This window comes from Halodesulfovibrio sp., assembly GCF_025210605.1.
Lineage (GTDB): Bacteria > Desulfobacterota > Desulfovibrionia > Desulfovibrionales > Desulfovibrionaceae > Halodesulfovibrio.
Map to the genome: position 1 here is coordinate 85,199 of NZ_JAOARI010000027.1, position 15,754 is coordinate 100,952.

Annotated in this window: 14 protein-coding genes; 5 read left to right on the forward strand and 9 right to left on the reverse strand. The window is 44.5% G+C overall.

The window, feature by feature from the left end:
• The first annotated feature begins 6 nt into the window (after positions 1 to 6).
• Together N4A56_RS10520 and N4A56_RS10525 are read left to right on the forward strand one after the other, a co-directional pair.
• Positions 7 to 1,323: a malic enzyme-like NAD(P)-binding protein gene (locus tag N4A56_RS10520; protein WP_293669878.1), complete on the forward strand. Its 1,317-nt coding sequence runs from the start codon at positions 7 to 9 to the stop codon at positions 1,321 to 1,323.
• A 109-nt stretch (positions 1,324 to 1,432) separates the two neighbouring features.
• The gene (locus N4A56_RS10525) at positions 1,433 to 2,785 is read left to right on the forward strand and encodes an SLC13 family permease (RefSeq protein WP_293669880.1); all 1,353 of its coding nucleotides are present in this window, start codon (positions 1,433 to 1,435) and stop codon (positions 2,783 to 2,785) included.
• A 161-nt stretch (positions 2,786 to 2,946) separates the two neighbouring features.
• Here N4A56_RS10525 and N4A56_RS10530 read toward each other — a convergent pair whose 3' ends face one another.
• Entirely contained in the window at positions 2,947 to 3,624 is a 678-nt protein-coding gene (locus tag N4A56_RS10530) for a hypothetical protein (RefSeq protein ID WP_295547132.1), read from the reverse strand.
• Positions 3,625 to 3,979: 355 nt separating this feature from the next.
• Between N4A56_RS10530 and N4A56_RS10535 the strand changes: the two genes are divergently transcribed.
• The 3 genes from N4A56_RS10535 (at position 3,980) to N4A56_RS10545 (ending at position 7,418) form a co-directional block, all read left to right on the forward strand.
• Positions 3,980 to 6,034 carry a GAF domain-containing sensor histidine kinase gene (locus N4A56_RS10535; protein WP_295547135.1) on the forward strand — a complete coding sequence of 685 codons (2,055 nt, stop codon included), beginning with the start codon at positions 3,980 to 3,982 and terminating at the stop codon, positions 6,032 to 6,034.
• Between the two features lie 10 nt (positions 6,035 to 6,044).
• The gene (locus tag N4A56_RS10540; RefSeq protein ID WP_295547138.1) at positions 6,045 to 6,707 is read left to right on the forward strand and encodes a response regulator transcription factor; all 663 of its coding nucleotides are present in this window, start codon (positions 6,045 to 6,047) and stop codon (positions 6,705 to 6,707) included.
• Positions 6,708 to 6,854: 147 nt separating this feature from the next.
• Positions 6,855 to 7,418: a flavin reductase family protein gene (locus N4A56_RS10545; protein ID WP_295547140.1), complete on the forward strand. Its 564-nt coding sequence runs from the start codon at positions 6,855 to 6,857 to the stop codon at positions 7,416 to 7,418.
• A gap of 90 nt (positions 7,419 to 7,508) precedes the next feature.
• Here N4A56_RS10545 and N4A56_RS10550 read toward each other — a convergent pair whose 3' ends face one another.
• The 8 genes from N4A56_RS10550 to N4A56_RS10585 all read right to left on the reverse strand — a co-directional run bounded on the left by N4A56_RS10550 (position 7,509) and on the right by N4A56_RS10585 (position 15,225).
• Positions 7,509 to 7,913 carry a putative quinol monooxygenase gene (locus N4A56_RS10550; protein ID WP_295547142.1) on the reverse strand — a complete coding sequence of 135 codons (405 nt, stop codon included), beginning with the start codon at positions 7,911 to 7,913 and terminating at the stop codon, positions 7,509 to 7,511.
• Between the two features lie 260 nt (positions 7,914 to 8,173).
• Positions 8,174 to 9,406, reverse strand: coding sequence for a serine/threonine transporter SstT (gene sstT / locus N4A56_RS10555; RefSeq protein WP_295547144.1), 1,233 nt, complete (start codon positions 9,404 to 9,406; stop codon positions 8,174 to 8,176).
• 342 nt (positions 9,407 to 9,748) lie between these two features.
• Positions 9,749 to 10,582, reverse strand: coding sequence for a MerR family transcriptional regulator (locus N4A56_RS10560; protein WP_295547146.1), 834 nt, complete (start codon positions 10,580 to 10,582; stop codon positions 9,749 to 9,751).
• Between the two features lie 467 nt (positions 10,583 to 11,049).
• Positions 11,050 to 11,316 (reverse strand): hypothetical protein, encoded by a 267-nt coding sequence (locus N4A56_RS10565; RefSeq protein WP_293669897.1) that lies wholly within the window; start codon positions 11,314 to 11,316, stop codon positions 11,050 to 11,052.
• A gap of 1 nt (position 11,317) precedes the next feature.
• On the reverse strand, positions 11,318 to 12,400 hold the full coding sequence (locus N4A56_RS10570; RefSeq protein ID WP_293669898.1) for a hypothetical protein: 1,083 nt from the start codon (positions 12,398 to 12,400) through the stop codon (positions 11,318 to 11,320).
• Positions 12,401 to 12,742: 342 nt separating this feature from the next.
• Entirely contained in the window at positions 12,743 to 13,030 is a 288-nt protein-coding gene (eutM, locus tag N4A56_RS10575; protein WP_293669900.1) for an ethanolamine utilization microcompartment protein EutM, read from the reverse strand.
• A gap of 20 nt (positions 13,031 to 13,050) precedes the next feature.
• Positions 13,051 to 13,698 (reverse strand): phosphate propanoyltransferase, encoded by a 648-nt coding sequence (locus tag N4A56_RS10580; RefSeq protein WP_293669902.1) that lies wholly within the window; start codon positions 13,696 to 13,698, stop codon positions 13,051 to 13,053.
• Complete coding sequence (locus tag N4A56_RS10585) at positions 13,699 to 15,225, reverse strand: acetaldehyde dehydrogenase (acetylating) (protein ID WP_293669903.1); 1,527 nt, start codon at positions 15,223 to 15,225, stop codon at positions 13,699 to 13,701. It abuts the gene before it with no gap.
• Positions 15,226 to 15,754: the final 529 nt, after the last annotated feature.

Genomic DNA, 15,754 nt, shown 5'->3' on the forward strand with positions numbered 1-15,754 from the left:
AAGATAATGGCATTGTTCACTAAAGAAGAAGCCCTTGAGTATCATAAGCTTCCACGTAGAGGTAAAGTTGAAGTTATCCCTGTAAAGCCTTGCGGATCACAAAAAGACCTCTCCATGGCGTACTCACCGGGTGTTGCAGAAGCATGTAAAGCTATTCACTCTGACCCTGCTGCTGCTGCACTATATACAGGTAAATCCAACCTTGTTGCAGTTGTTTCCAACGGCACAGCGGTTCTTGGTCTCGGCAATATCGGTCCTCTTGCAGGTAAGCCGGTTATGGAAGGAAAAGGTGTTCTCTTCAAAACATTTGCAGATATCGACGTGTTTGACATCAACCTTGATGTCACCGACGCCGACGAACTCATCCGCATTGTAAAAGCTATGGAACCGACCTTCGGCGGCATCAACCTTGAAGACATCAAGGCTCCTGAATGCTTCTACATTGAAGATGAACTTAAAAAAATGATGAATATTCCTGTGTTCCATGATGACCAGCACGGAACAGCCGTTATCTCCGGTGCGGGTCTCATCAACGCATGTGAGATAACAAACCGTAAAATTGAAGATTTGAAAGTTGTTGTCGTAGGCGCAGGTGCTGCGGGTATCGCGTGTACAAAGTTCTACGTACAAATGGGTATCGACCCTCAAAACATCTTCATGTTTGATTCACGCGGCTTGATTCATAAGGGTCGTAATGATCTCAATCCATTCAAAGCTGAATTTGCTCAGGAAAAAGATTTAGGTTCTCTTGAGGAAGTTATTAAAGGAGCAGACTGCTTCCTTGGTCTTTCCACTAAAGGACTTCTTTCTAAAGATATGGTTCGTTCCATGGCAAAAGACCCTGTTATCTTTGCAATGGCAAATCCTGACCCTGAAATCACCTATGACGACGCCAAAGAAGCCAGTCCTAACTGCATTATGGGCACGGGTCGCTCTGACTATCCTAATCAGGTGAACAATGTCTCCGGCTTCCCGTATATCTTCCGCGGTGCTCTTGATGTAGGCGCAACCATCATTAACGAAGAAATGAAAGTTGCCGCCGCACAATCACTTGCAGACTTAGCTAAGGAACCGGTTCCTAGCGAAATCTGCGATGCATACGGTGTAAAATCCCTTTCCTTCGGCATTGATTACATTATTCCTAAGCCTCTCGACCCACGCGTTCTTGAATGGGAAGTTCCTGCCGTTGCCCAGGCAGCAATGGACACTGGCGTTGCAACAATGCCTATCCAAGACATGGAAGCGTATAAGCAAAGTCTCAAGCAACGTATATCCGCTTCTCACGAACGAATCGCCCCATTCGTAGCTAGTTACTACGACTAATCAGTGCCACAGAAAACCGCCTGCAGCGGCAACTGCAGGCGGTTCCTGAAAGCGCGATGTCTGTTAAACAAACCGCGCAATATCGTTCCCCCGTAACAGAGGATACGACATGAAAAAAATTATCACTATTCTAGCACTTATTGGAATCATCATCATTGCAGGCAGCTCATTTGCATTAGCTGCTGCTCCACCGGAAGCAGGACTGCTTGATGCCTATCTAACCCTCGGCATTCTGGTTATTGCCGCAATTCTGTTTTTCTCTGATATTATTCCGCTTCCTGTAACAGCAATGCTTGTTCCTGTTTCGCTGAGCATGCTGAACATTATTCCTGCAAAAGCTGCTTTTGCAAACTTCGGTAACAAATGGGTAGTTATTTTTATGGCAATGTTTATTGTCGGTGAATCTACCTTTATCACCGGATTTGCAGATAAAATTGGTAAAGCTACGGTAAAGCTCTCCAAGGGCAGCGAAATTAGACTGCTCGTACTTGCCATGTGCTCCGTAGGCGTACTCTCCGCATTTCTGTCTAACACAGGGACAACTGTTGTAGCTATTCCAATGATTATGGGCATGTGTGTTTCAGCAAACATACGCCCGAGTAAAATTCTTATGCCAGTTGCATTTGCAGCCTCTCTTGGCGGTACAATGACATTGGTCGGCACACCACCAAACGGTCTTGTTAACTCCGTTCTCGAAAAAATGGGACCTGCGGGTATCCAGCCGTTCGGCTTCTTTGAGTTCGCAAAGATCGGCAGTATCCTCTTTGTTGTCGGCATCTTATACTATACTTTCATCGGACACAAATTCCTTCCAGACAACACTGCCGAATGTGAACAGACAGAGATTGCAAAGCCTTCCCGTCCTGAAAAAATGTGGTGGTCGCTGCTTATATTCTTCTTTGTCGTCGTTGCCATGGCAACTAAAATTATGCCGCTGGTTACCGCTGCCATGCTTGGTGCATGTCTGGTAATTATCACTGGCTGTATTACAATGGAAGAGGCATACAAATCTGTAGACTGGACAACTATTTTCCTATTCGCAGGTATGCTCTCCATGTCCTCAGCAATGAAATCATCCGGCGCTGCACAGCTTATTGCCGACACAGTAGTTCATTATGTAACAAGTCCATATGCCCTGCTTGCCGTTGTCTGTGCAGTTACCGCGCTGGTTACAAACTTTATGTCTAACACTGCAACTGCGGCTCTTATGGCTCCGCTTGCTATTCCTATTGCAGTAAACAGCGGACTTTCCCCACTGCCATTGGTTATGGGTATTGCAATGTCAGCCTCAGCTTGTTTCCTTACTCCGGTGGCAACCCCACCGAACACGATTGTACTCGGTCCGGGTAAATACACATTCAGCCAGTACGTTAAAGCTGGTTGGCCACTTCAGGTCATCAGTTTTGTAATAATTGTTGCCGTTGTTCCTCTGATCTGGCCATTCTATCCAGCAGGACAATAATGTTTAGAATGACCAGTGCAACGCAGCACCATCCTACAACCATAAAGAGTCTGAAGCCTCCGTAACACTTCAAACAAAAAAAGCTCATCTTGCAGCAAGGGTGAGCTTTTTATTTTTTCCAAACAGGAAATTGCACCGTAGAATCAGGTTTGCGACTTATATTACAACTCGAATATGCGCTTTTTAACAGGCACGGAAGCTACAGCAACAGAGACTGAAGCTGGCATAGGGGTAACTTTTACGGAGTCAGTAGCTGGAATCGAGACAGAAATATCTGCTGGTACTTCTACAGGAATACTTTCGCCATTAGCTTGAGCTTCAGCAACACGGCGTTCATAGGCTGCCTGCCGGTCTGCATTATGAACCATTTTGCTTTCATTCTGGCGCATGATTTCGCTGATATCACGAACACCTGCTTTATCTGCCATTGCTTTCACCGCTGCTGCACGCTCTTCACGGCTGGCTTTAACACTATCCTGACTCACATTTGCAGCTAACAAGCTTGCCATTCCTGCAAGCTTACTTGCCTGGATACTTTTATTTGCTTTGTGCTTCGCCAGCATAGCCTTTGCGCCTCTGGATAACACAACGTCTTCCTTGGCAAACAAGTTAGAAATAGAGCCAGCATTTTTTTCCTCCATTTCAGCACGTCTGGCAGAAACGGATCGTGAAGAAGCCGGAGATACATTGTGATCCAGCATGGCAACCGAACCATGTAATAGATCTTGCTGGTTCTCCAATAACGCTTTTTGAGACTTCTCAGCAAGCTGTTCCATCTGTTCTTTAAGTACTTCTGAAAAGACTTTTGCGTTACTTTCTAGCATTCCGATCAGCTGCATAATACCCTCACATAGATAGTCATTCTTCTATCTATATATCGGACAACGCTACAAACACTTTAAGTAACTATCTAATTTTTATAAAAAAACACTTTGAACTTTAAACAAAACACAATTCATCACAGTACGACTTGGTTAGGTAAATCAGCTGCGCTCCGCTAACAATGGCAGCTTGCAGGGAAAGTATCAGCAGCAGAAGCACCTTCAAACAGCAACGAGCCTATTCATACATTTTCTCATCAGACAAACTCAACATTTTGTCTGATGCCGTTCTGGACCAAAAGGCATAGAGACATCCTATACGGTGGCATGCAATCGCTATTGCATATGCCCAAGCACTAAACCGGACAACACAATGAATAACAAACAACTGTTACAAAAAGCAGCAGCAGCGATTCGGGCTGAGCATGATGTGTGTGTTGAAGAGCTGGCAAGCTTGCTCAGAAAACACCAGCCACAGCATTATGCTGATGAGAAGCCTTTTGAAACTGCGCAACATCTTTCAAGTTTCTTTACGCACCTTACAAAATCCATGGATGAACATTCACTGGAACCGCTGAGTATTTTTTTTGCATCCACTGCACAAAAAAAAATTTCACGCGGCATTCAGCTTTCAGATATGCTTGAAGGAATTATGCTGGGGAAATATTGTATCTCACAGGCTATTTTACGACACACCCCAAGCTCTGAAGAACGTAACAATATATTAGCTGCCATTGACCTGCTGTACGTAGATCTCAATAAAATCACAGGTGAAAAATATGCCAATTTGCTCACCGCAGAACGCAATGCAGAACATGAACGTATAAAGCTGCTTCTTGAAGCAACAAAAGCTATCACCAGCTTTACAAATCCTCAAAAAACGTTGGAGCACCTAGCGCAAGTTCTCAGTGAAACCCTCGATCAAGGTTTTTGCATAATTTTTTTGCAAAACAGCGAAACACAAGGGCTAGCTCCTCATGCAAGCTGGGGGCACTCTTCTCCTGAATATAAACGATGCTTCGAAGGAGTGCGACTGTGTACCTCCGGTGATTCTATTACAGCTATCGGCGGCGAAAGTTTTGGAATCTGCGCCCTTAATTCTGAAAGCAGTGTGATTGCAGAACACATTCCAGATAAAATCCGGTCTGAGCACATGGCATTGTTCCCTATCAAAAGCAGCGCAGCCAGTTTACACGGTATCGCTATGATAGGCTCCAATACACCGCATTACACAATCCAACCTGAACAAAAAGAGCTTATTGAAGGCATCTTGCATACTGTTTCTGCCGCAGTAGAGCTTGCAGCAAGCATTAAAGATAAAGAACGCCAGCTTAAAGAAAGCGAAAGCCTACGCCGTGTGGCTAATTTGCTTCTCCAACACCCTGAGGCAAAGACAGAATACGTCCTGACGGTTATTTGCGATGAGGCACGCAATATTGTTCAAAGTACCGGCAGCCAGATTCTTTTAAAAGACGGTAACGATCTCAAGCTGTGCTGCGGGTCGGGAACACCTCAGCTACCTGTTTCAATATTTCCTATTGCCACCACAAAGTATGGAGAAATTCTTCAAAAAGGCGAAGCTGCGATTATTACTGACGCGCAAAAAGAAATTCCAGAAGCAGAACGCAGTGTTGCCGCGAATACTATGCTCATAGTTCCCCTTATCCAGTGCGGCACAGCCATTGGATTGCTTCTTCTTTCTAATAAAGAAACCGGATTTGATCTGATTGATAAAAATATTATCGAATTATTTGCCGGACAAGCTTCCATGGCGTTACGCAACGCCACTCTTTCGGAGCAAAGTGACAAACTGGTTGTGGCAGAAGAACGCCAAAGATTAGGGCGCGAACTCCATGATTCCGTAACGCAGGCATTATATGCTGTTACGCTCTGTGCAGATGCTGCAAACCGCTCCATGTCACGAGGTATGCAGGAAACTGCTGCTGAACAGCTCCATGCACTGCGTGAAATGGCACAGCAAGCCATGCGCGACATGCGCTCACTTATCTTTGATTTACACCCGCCCGAACTGGAAAATGAAGGTCTGGGTGGCGCTATACAGTCACGCATGAACTCGGTAGAAATCCGCTCCGGTTTAAACGCAAAGCTTTATGTACAGGGCGAAGAACGCCGTCTTACCCATTCGACCGAAGACGAACTCTTTCGCATTGCTCTGGAAGCACTGAGTAACACAACAAAACATTCCCGTGCGCAGGATGTTTCAGTCACCCTTACATACGCCCCTGAGTCTGTTACCATGGTAATAACTGACAACGGAAACGGATTTGAAATTGACCAGCTCCCTACTGGCGGTATGGGGTTACGAAATATCCGCGAGCGGGCTCAAAAAATACACGCGGAACTCACTATAAACAGTACAAAAGGTGTCGGAACTACAATTACACTTATAGTACCGGCAACTCGCTAGGAGCACGGTTATGGCAGCACCTATTCGTGTTTTACTTGTTGATGACCATGACATTGTCCGCATGGGGTTACGAGGCTTTCTTTCTGGATATGATGATATTGAAATAGCAGGCGAAGCAGCAAATGGACAACAGGCGGTTAAACTGGCAGCAGAACTTGCTCCGGACATTATCCTTATGGATATGGTCATGCCCGTTATGGACGGGATTCAGGCTATTCAAGCAATCCGCGATCGCAAATTACGCGGAAATATTATCGTTCTCACCAGTTTTGCGACAGATGATAAAGTGTTTCCAGCCATTAAATCCGGTGCAATGGGATATTTATTAAAAGATTCTGCACCAGAAGATCTGCTTAAAGCAATCCGTAAAGTGCACAAGGGAGAGCCTTCACTCGCACCGGATATTGCCCGCAAACTTTTGGCTGAAATATCACTGCCGGATAAACCGGAAACCCCAACGCCTGAACCGCTTACTCCTCGCGAAGTTGATATTCTGCGCCTTGTAGCTCAAGGAAAAAGCAATAAGATCATTGCGGAAGAAGTTTTTGTCAGTGAAGCTACAGTACGCACCCATATGACAAACATTCTTTCCAAGCTTCACCTTGCCAACCGCGTACAAGCTACGCTGTACGCCCTGCGGGAAGGTCTGGCATCATTATCCTTAGAAAAATAGTTAGTTAAACAAGACTGCGACTTTTATCGTAGTGACCATTCCGACAATTAACACAGATGATTGCTGTTATGTTCCGCCTTCCCTCTGATGCATTCAATGCTTGTGCACAGTATTCTGCATACGAAATACATCACAAGGAGCGTTTAGATGGAAAAAGTCAATATAGGCCCACAAGGATTCACTCTTCCTATGCCTCAAGCCATTTTAGGGACACACATAGAAGGGCGTCCAAACTACATGGCTTTAGGCTGGGTTACCCGCGTGAACTACTCACCGCCCCTTATTGGTATCGGTGTACATAAAGGACACGCAACGCATCAGGCTATCACAGAAACCGGTCAGTTCAGCATCAATTTTCCATCTACAGAAATGGTGAACATTACAGATTATGTTGGACTTGTTTCCAATAAACGCGTCGATAAATCAGAGCTTTTTGATCGATTTTACGGAGAGCTGAAAGATGCACCGCTTATCAAGGAATGTCCCCTTTCTTTAGAGTGCAAGCTATACGAAACAGTCTCTCTGCCAACGAATACTCTGTTCATTGGTGAAATTGTGGGCACATGGTGCGAAGAAAGATATATGACCGACGGCGTGCCGGACATTTCTAAAATTAAACCGTTTGTGCTGACCATGCCGGACAACCGTTACTGGGAAGTTGGTCGGTGTGTGGGGCATGCATGGAAAGCTGGTAAAGCGCTTAAAAAATAACTGGCTATCCTTTCCTTTCAACACAAAAAAGCTCTCGCAACTAGTTGCGAGAGCTTTTTCTTTACCGCTTGCACAGAAATTTCTAGAAAATCACTCGCCAAAACAGCCCATCTGTTTCGACATAGACCACGTTTGAATTTCCGGTTTGCCGTTGAGAAATTCACTCAACTCACTTTGAACATTTTTAAACGCGTCGCTGTTAAGATGCTCCTGAAACGCCTTTTCTGAAGCAAAATGCTCATACACAAAAAACACTGTCGGGTTTAGTTGATCCTGATGCATAGTATGCAGCAAAAGCCCTTCATGATGCCTGCAATTTTCTGCAAGCTGCTGAGTATACTGTCGCAAATCCATTACCTTGTCTTGCTTAGCCCGCAGCAAAACAGTCACAATAAACCTGTCTTCCACTTTCATGCTCACCCCATTTGAAAGATAATTCTTCACACAGGTTCGAACTAAGTGCCAGCCGTTGGCAACGATTTGCATCTTCGCCATCAAACAGCAACACCCGCCCGTTATTCCCGACCTACTCCAACACACACGATCCAGCAGAAATACAACAGAGATAACAACATAAAAATAACGATATGCAATGCAACTTTTTCACTATTGTCAAATACGACTTTTTTCGTAGAAATTGCATGCAAGGCACAAAAAAGACCGCACAATACTGTGCGGCCTTACAAACAAAATAGCTATTCTTACGTATTCAAATTACCACAAAATAGACTGCGGGGTCATTTGAACACTCAGAATTACGATACTGTTGCGGTAGCTTTCACTGCTTTTTCAGGAGAAGCTGCAATATCAGCAGCAGCGGTAAACAGAACATCTGTAGAGCTGTTAAGAGCGGTTTCTGCGGAGTCCTGAATTACGCCGATAATAAAGCCAGCAGCTACAACCTGCATGGAGATATCATTCGGTACACCAAAGAGGCTACATGCCAGAGGAATAAGGAGCAAAGAGCCACCAGCTACACCGGAAGCACCACATGCAGAAATGGAAGCGATAAGGCTCAGCAACAATGCTGTCGCAATATCAACCTGAATACCGAGGGTATGAACAGCTGCAAGTGTCATTACGGTAATCGTAATCGCAGCACCGCCCATGTTTACTGTCGCGCCAAGCGGGATAGACACAGAGTATGTATCTTCGTGAAGATTCAGACGCTTACAGAGTTCCATGTTTACAGGAATGTTAGCAGCGGAACTACGGGTGAAGAATGCGGTGATACCACTGCCTTTCAGGCAAGTGAACACAAGCGGGTACGGGTTCTGCTTTGTTTTGAACCAAACAATTGCAGGGTTTACAACAAGAGCAATAATACCCATGGATGTAAGCAGAACTAAAATCAAATGGCTGTATCCGGCAAGAGCTTCAAAACCGGTAGTTGCTACGGTATTAGCAACAAGACCGAAAATACCGAGTGGTGCAAAACGGATAACAAGCTTAACGATCATGGAAACGCCGTCAGCAACATCGCTCAGTACGGACTTGGTGCTTTCGCCCGCATGCTGGAAGAAGAAGCCCAGAGCGATAGCCCATGCGAGGATGCCAATAAAGTTACCACTGGCAAGAGCATCAATTGGGTTATCAACAATTTTGAAGAGCAGAGTATTGATAACTTCGCCAATGCCGCTTGGAGGAGTTGCACCAGTATCTGTTGCAACAAGGGTGAGAGTGGTTGGAGCGACAAAGCTCATTACAACAGCAACTAATGCTGCCATAAAGGTACCCACAAGGTACAGAGTAACAATAGCACGCATGTTTGTGTGCGCACCTTTTTTCTGGTTTGCAATAGACGATGCAACAATGACAAACACAAGAATTGGTGCCACCGCCTTAAGTGCTTTAACAAACAAGTTACCCAGTACGCTTACTGATTTAGCGGCATCCGGAGCAATCATTGCTACGATAACGCCGAAACAAATGCCCATCACAATCTGTAGTACTAAACTACCAGATGCGATTCTTTTTACGATATCCATCAGTTCTCAATCCTTCCAAAAAATTATAAAACGCTATACACCTAAAGTATGGCTCTTAGAAGATATATCACAATTCTGTCAATATATTATTCATATAATAAGATGCAGCTACGTCATAGACACAAAAAAAGCTCTTACTTTTCTTGTAAAAGCTTTTCTTATCTAACGGTATTCCCAACTCATTACCATAGTATTACTTTCAATAATCGCTGACATACTATCATCTATTCGCCATGCCTTTTCCCACAATAGACATTTTTTGCAAAACTACAGTCAGCTACTACCCTAGTAACATCATCGGCACATAATACTACTGGGTACACATTCAGGTCGAAGTCACTTCTACTTTTTCGGTTCAGAAATATTCATAAGAATTTCAGTTACAAATTTTTCACGTTCCTGAATACTCCAATAGTCCACAACATACCGTTCATAGACTTCAGGACCTAAGGTATGATTATGCTCTTCAGCCCATTGAGCAATCCTTTCATAGGTCTGATTAATGTTCTCATGGTCGCCTATGTGGTACGCAGAGACCATCATTCTCCCACCAAAGTGCGCCTCTTTTTCAGGGTCACACTTTTTGAGAGTTTTCTGAAGCACAGTTGCGTGTTGGCAATTTCCCTTCATTTTTTCTTCATAATCAGGGAATCGGATAATGACAGGCCCGGTAATCTCGTTGTCGATGGATTCAATATAATTGGTGAACTCTATATTAATGATGGAGGCACGGTAATCATACTCAAAGTCCTGATCGTAAAAACAATACGATCCATCCTCAACAAACTTCACTGAAACATTCTGTACTTTGTAAAGCAAAACAGATTCTGCTTCCAACACCAGATCGTACCAGTCTTTCACTGAGGTGTAGTTTCGAAAAACAGCCTCTTCTACTTCACGCAACTCTTTAAGCTTAGATTTGAAAGATTCTCTTAAGGTTCGGTAGTCCCCTCTCTCGATAACATCTTTCATTTCTGAGAGCTTAAAGCCCATCTGCTTATAATATTTGATAACAGGAACAGCCAACAATGACGCTCTGGAATAGTATCTATAATTATTGCCGCAGGATCTGTCTGGTTTAATTATGCCAATTTTATCGTAATGGCGCAGAGCCTTTTTTGACAAGCCGCAAATCTTACTGACTTCTCCTATTGAATAACTACTTTTGGATTTCACAACCACCCTCCGCTTACACACAGCGCAAATAAAACAAAGTATCTTAACGGGACATAGCTCAAATCTTGTATGTCGGGTTGTTAATCTTGAAACCAGCCATCAGACAGATACATCCACCATGCCAAACAGCAAAAGCAACGAAAATATCTTCAAGGTCGTTGCGACGCGCCTGCACAATACACAAATAGAAAACTATACCTATCGGATACTCGCTTTCATCGTTACTGCCTCCGGTGGGCAACGACGAATCAACAATCCACACACAAAAACACTTTTTGATGATATATAATTACCACAAAAGTTCAAGACCCACACATGTTGCAGTCTTATCTACACTTTTGCATTACCAAAACAAAGCTGTTGCTTTAAGCACCCGCACAAAAAAATCCCCCTGATGAGACGCTCATCTCAGCAGGGGGAAAGAAGCATTAGTTACAAATACATGCTACCAATGCCGAAGAACGGCACTAGTCTTTGATGTAGTAATTAATGGTAGCAGCACCTTCTTCGTGCGCACGGTAGTATACTTTAAGCTCATTGTCAGAACCCATTTCAAAACGAGTTTCTTCTAAGAGACCGTTTGCTTCTGCTGTCATAATAGCGGAAAGCATAGAAGGTCTTTTAAATGCTTTGAAATGACCGTATTCGCTTTTGAGTGCGTCCATAACATCATCAACGCAAGCATCTTCAACTTTAGTAAAGTACTTCAACATTGCATAGTTAAGTGGCTTCATCTTACACCTCTTCTTTCTTTTTGAACAACTCAAGCGGGTTCATTGCTACAGTGAAGATACCCACGATCATAAGAACAGCAGCTGCCCATGCGATTGGAGGCATGGACCAACCGTCGATACCGAAGATGATACCGAGGATAATCCAACAACCGAATGGTCCCCAGAAAGAGAATGTGCCGTTACAAGACATACCGAGTGCTGCACCGCACATACCGTTGCCCTGGTACCAGAACATAAAGGTGAGGTAAGCACAAAGACCACTAACTGCGAACCAGATGATAGAGTCGCTGCAGAAGAGTGCTTCAGTTACGAGGTGAAGGGAATCGAAGCTACCAGACATTACCGCCATTACTGGGATAAAGATGAAAAGTGTAGAAAGAGCAGAGGTAGTCTGACGAATTGTGATAGCAATTTCAGAGTCGATCATGGATGTGCCGTAACCACAAACACAACCTTCAAAGCCCCAACCGAGAGCCGCGATAAATGCGATACAAATACCGAGGAACTGACCATCAGGAGCTTCGCCACCAAGGCTTGTGCTTGCAATCATGAAGCTAGCGAGGAAACAAATTGCGATACCGAGCATCATGCGAGCGTTCAGTTCCTGTTTGAACAGAACTCGACCAAGAATAGCGCCGATAGCAGGACAAAGAGCAGCAATAGGTACAACAATAGAACCAGCAAGCTGGAGACCTACAACATACGCAGTAGTAGCGATAGGACCACCGATAAGAGCAGCGGTAACCATAACTAAACCAGGTTTAGTTTTAAGGCAGCGGAAGAAGTCACCAAGACGACCGCGTGTTGCAGCAAGGGAAAGTGCCCACACAGCACTAAAACTGTCGTTCAATGCAGAACCAACAGCACCAAGGAAATATGTAATTACAAATGCAGTTAATCCTGCGGTGTTTGCACCATACCAGTCAGCCCAAACCCCTTTAGACATACCAAGGGTAAGAAATGCTGTGTAAAGACCATAAACAACAGCTGAAAGCAGCGCGATGCAAATACCTTTTGTACGAAAGCTCGCATCAAGCTTTTTCTTTGCTATAATAGCTTCTCTGCCTAAAACTACTTGACTCATAAATAAGAACCTTTTCTCAGTTAAGTTTCTTAATTTAGTTGCCCCCCAAAGGCAACACACATCATGACCACGACCACATCGCGAGCATTCCCGCACACTCCGTCAGTATGCGGAATCGTCGTAGCAGGTGAGCAGCGTGTAAATCATACAAGGCCCTCTCTCAGATTTACAGAATGTTCAAACTCGTTATGGCAGCCTAACTTCAAAATTTTGAGGTTTGTGCGCTTATTCTGCCGTTAGCAAACGTACGTTGAACAATTCAAACACCAAACGCTACGAGCATGTGGTTAAACAAAACGTGCAAACCAGTTTTGTTTGCACGTTTTGTTATTTACTTATTAATTAAGCTTCCTTGTTTTCAGGAAGGATGCACTCAACGTCTGCATGCGGACGAGGGATAACGTGTACGGAAATAACTTCACCAACACGCTGTGCAGCAGCAGCACCAGCATCAGTTGCAGCTTTAACAGCACCAACGTCGCCGCGAACCATTACAGTTACGAGACCGCTACCGATGTGCTCTTTACCAAGAAGAGTAACGTTAGCAGCTTTAACCATTGCGTCACTTGCTTCGATAGCGCCAACGAGGCCTTTAGTTTCGATCATTCCTAATGCATCATGCTTAGACATCTTATTCTCCTATTCCAATATTAATTTGCTATTTCAACGACGGACGCTGATGTAAGACTCATTGCGTTTGCTTCTTCCATGTCTACGTGAAGTTCCAGTGCGGAATCATCGGTGACACGGATTGCTACGTTGCGAAAAACACCGCCACGAACCCCGTCGAGTTCAATGCCGACCATCTGCCCATCTTTTACGCCATGTACCAATGCATCGCTTGTGTGCATGTGGATATGACGCTGAGCAACAATCAGCCCCTCTTTTAACTGAACAGATCCTTTCGGACCGATAAGTGTAGCACCCGGAGTTCCATCCAGATCTCCAGATAATCTTGCAGGAGCTTTAACACCAAGTTTAAAGCAGTCACCAGCAAGAATTTCAACCTGTGTTTTGCTACGCACAGGTCCAAGCACACGAACTTTTTCAATTGCCCCTTTAGGACCGCAGATAGTTACAGTTTCTTTGCAACCAAACTGTCCTGGCTGGGAGAGTTCTTTAAGTACAGTCAGCTGGTATCCTTCGCCAAACAATGCATTCACATCTTCCTGTGAAAGGTGCAGGTGGCGGTTAGAAATACCTACAGAAATACCATTTTTTTGTGCCTGGGGCTTTTCAACTGTTTTTTCAACAGCTTCAAGCAACAATTTCAACACTGCATCGTAACTACTACTCATCTACGCACCCTTCTGAAGAGCAGAAACCAGCGATGTAACTAAATCTACAAGGTGATCGTGTTCAATTGTGCTGCCTGTGTCAGAGCAACCGCCTGCGGAAGGAGTGCTGCATGCAACCTGTGGTTTACCAGTGTACTGAGCCAGTTCCGGGTAATTGAAGGTCAAATCATTTTCTGCAATTGTGCTGCAATCCTGCAACCCGTAAGCAATGCTCTTTTTGTTGATAAGGTGCATTGGAGTTACGTTTTCAGAAGTAGAGCTACCGCCCCATGTACCGCAACCGAGAGTAAATGCAGGTGCAAGACCGGTGCTGATACCAGTACCGCCCTGAGTACCACCTGTGTTTACAAGGATACGGGAAGATGGCTTGATGCTGAATTCTTTAACAACATTTTCATCTTCAGTGTGCAGGCTCATGGTGTGACCAATGCCGTTCTGAAGAAGCTTGATGCTAAGCTTACATGCTTCGTGCCAGTCTTTTACTGTGTAGAATGCAAGAACAGTGGTGAGCTTTTCGAAAGACAATGGGTATTCAAGACCAACGCCCTGCTGTTCGCCGATGAGTACGCGAGTGCCTTCTGGAATAGAGATACCAGCAGCAGAAGCGATCACCTGTGGTGCGCGACCAACAAATTTAGCATTCATTACGTGACCGTTCTTGAACAGAAGTGCGCAAACTTTCTTTGTCTCATCAGCAGACATGAAGTATGCACCCTGTTTTTTGAACTCAGCAATAACAGCTTCTCTGTTGCATTCTTCAACAATGATAGACTGTTCTGAAGCGCAGATTGTACCGTAATCGAAGGTTTTACTTGCAAGGATGTTGGTAACAGCCTTTTCGATTTTAGCAGTACGCTCGATGTATGCAGGGGAGTTACCGGCACCAACACCCAGAGCAGGTTTACCTGCGCTGTATGCGGCTTTAACCATGCCAGGACCACCTGTAGCAATAATCATTTTTACTTCAGAGGAGTGCATCAATTCGTTTGTTGCAGGCATAGAAGGCTTGGACACACAAGAGATAATTCCCTGTGGAGCGCCTGCGCTAACTGCTGCGTCGCACATGAGACGAACTGCTTCCATTGTACACTTGCATGCAGCTGGGTGCGGTGCAAAAACAATAGCGTTGCGAGATTTAATAGCAATCATCGCTTTGTAAATAGCAGTAGAGGTAGGGTTAGTTGAAGGTGTGATACCCATAACCAAACCTACAGGCTCAGCAATTTCGATAACCTTGCGGCTTCTATCTTCATTGATTACGCCAACAGTTTTGAGTGACTTGATAGAATCATACAGCACCTGCGATGCCATGTGGTTTTTGTATGTTTTATCAGGCACGTTACCGAAGCCGGTTTCTTCAACTGCCATGCGTGCAAGTCTTACTGCATTTTCTTTTGCAACCTGTACCATGGAGCAAAGAATAGCATTAATAGACTCTTCTGTGTAACTTGCAATTTTCTCAGCAGCGATGTTGCCCTGCTGGGCAAGATCTCGTGCTTCCTGAACGGACTGTAAATCGTAGTCCATAATTATGCTCCTCTAGCATCTCATCATTTATTCAACGAAGCGTAGTAACGCTTAAATACTTCCACCAGTGTGCGCTTTTTCACTTTGGAAAGTTTCTTCGATTCAATAGGAAGGTCAGCATATTCACGAGCCAGAACCTTAAGCTTTGCCAAGGTCAGTTTCGTTAATGCGCCAATTACTCCCTCTGCACCCTGTTCTTCCCACAATGCATCCACATTACTTTTGCTCATGGTTGCATTTTTGGTTTTAACCGGTACGACTTTCTTTTCGGGTTCAGAGACAAGCGGCATCTGCTCAACAGGAGCTACAACAGGTTCTGATACAGTGGGTTCAAGTTCCTGTTTTTCAGAAACTTTTGAAGAATTGGTAGGTTCTTCTTTTGTCTCAGGCTCTGTTATTTCCTGTGTTGCTTCTACAGTTGAATCTACTTCTGCTTCTTCCTGCTCCACCACATCAGCAGTGTCGCTTTCAGATTTATCAGCATCGGATTCAACAATTTCACTTTCCTCTGTTTTTTCCCTGCTTACAG

Coding starts and splice junctions, on each gene's coding strand:
- N4A56_RS10580 (WP_293669902.1), bottom strand. CDS start 13,698: ATGAGTAGTAGTTACGATGCAGTGTTGAAATTGTTGCTTGAAGCTGTT.
- N4A56_RS10565 (WP_293669897.1), bottom strand. CDS start 11,316: ATGAAGCCACTTAACTATGCAATGTTGAAGTACTTTACTAAAGTTGAA.
- N4A56_RS10545 (WP_295547140.1), top strand. CDS start 6,855: ATGGAAAAAGTCAATATAGGCCCACAAGGATTCACTCTTCCTATGCCT.
- N4A56_RS10540 (WP_295547138.1), top strand. CDS start 6,045: ATGGCAGCACCTATTCGTGTTTTACTTGTTGATGACCATGACATTGTC.
- eutM (WP_293669900.1), bottom strand. CDS start 13,030: ATGTCTAAGCATGATGCATTAGGAATGATCGAAACTAAAGGCCTCGTT.
- N4A56_RS10535 (WP_295547135.1), top strand. CDS start 3,980: ATGAATAACAAACAACTGTTACAAAAAGCAGCAGCAGCGATTCGGGCT.
- sstT (WP_295547144.1), bottom strand. CDS start 9,406: ATGGATATCGTAAAAAGAATCGCATCTGGTAGTTTAGTACTACAGATT.
- N4A56_RS10530 (WP_295547132.1), bottom strand. CDS start 3,624: ATGCAGCTGATCGGAATGCTAGAAAGTAACGCAAAAGTCTTTTCAGAA.
- N4A56_RS10550 (WP_295547142.1), bottom strand. CDS start 7,913: ATGGCGAAGATGCAAATCGTTGCCAACGGCTGGCACTTAGTTCGAACC.
- N4A56_RS10520 (WP_293669878.1), top strand. CDS start 7: ATGGCATTGTTCACTAAAGAAGAAGCCCTTGAGTATCATAAGCTTCCA.
- N4A56_RS10570 (WP_293669898.1), bottom strand. CDS start 12,400: ATGAGTCAAGTAGTTTTAGGCAGAGAAGCTATTATAGCAAAGAAAAAG.
- N4A56_RS10585 (WP_293669903.1), bottom strand. CDS start 15,225: ATGGACTACGATTTACAGTCCGTTCAGGAAGCACGAGATCTTGCCCAG.
- N4A56_RS10525 (WP_293669880.1), top strand. CDS start 1,433: ATGAAAAAAATTATCACTATTCTAGCACTTATTGGAATCATCATCATT.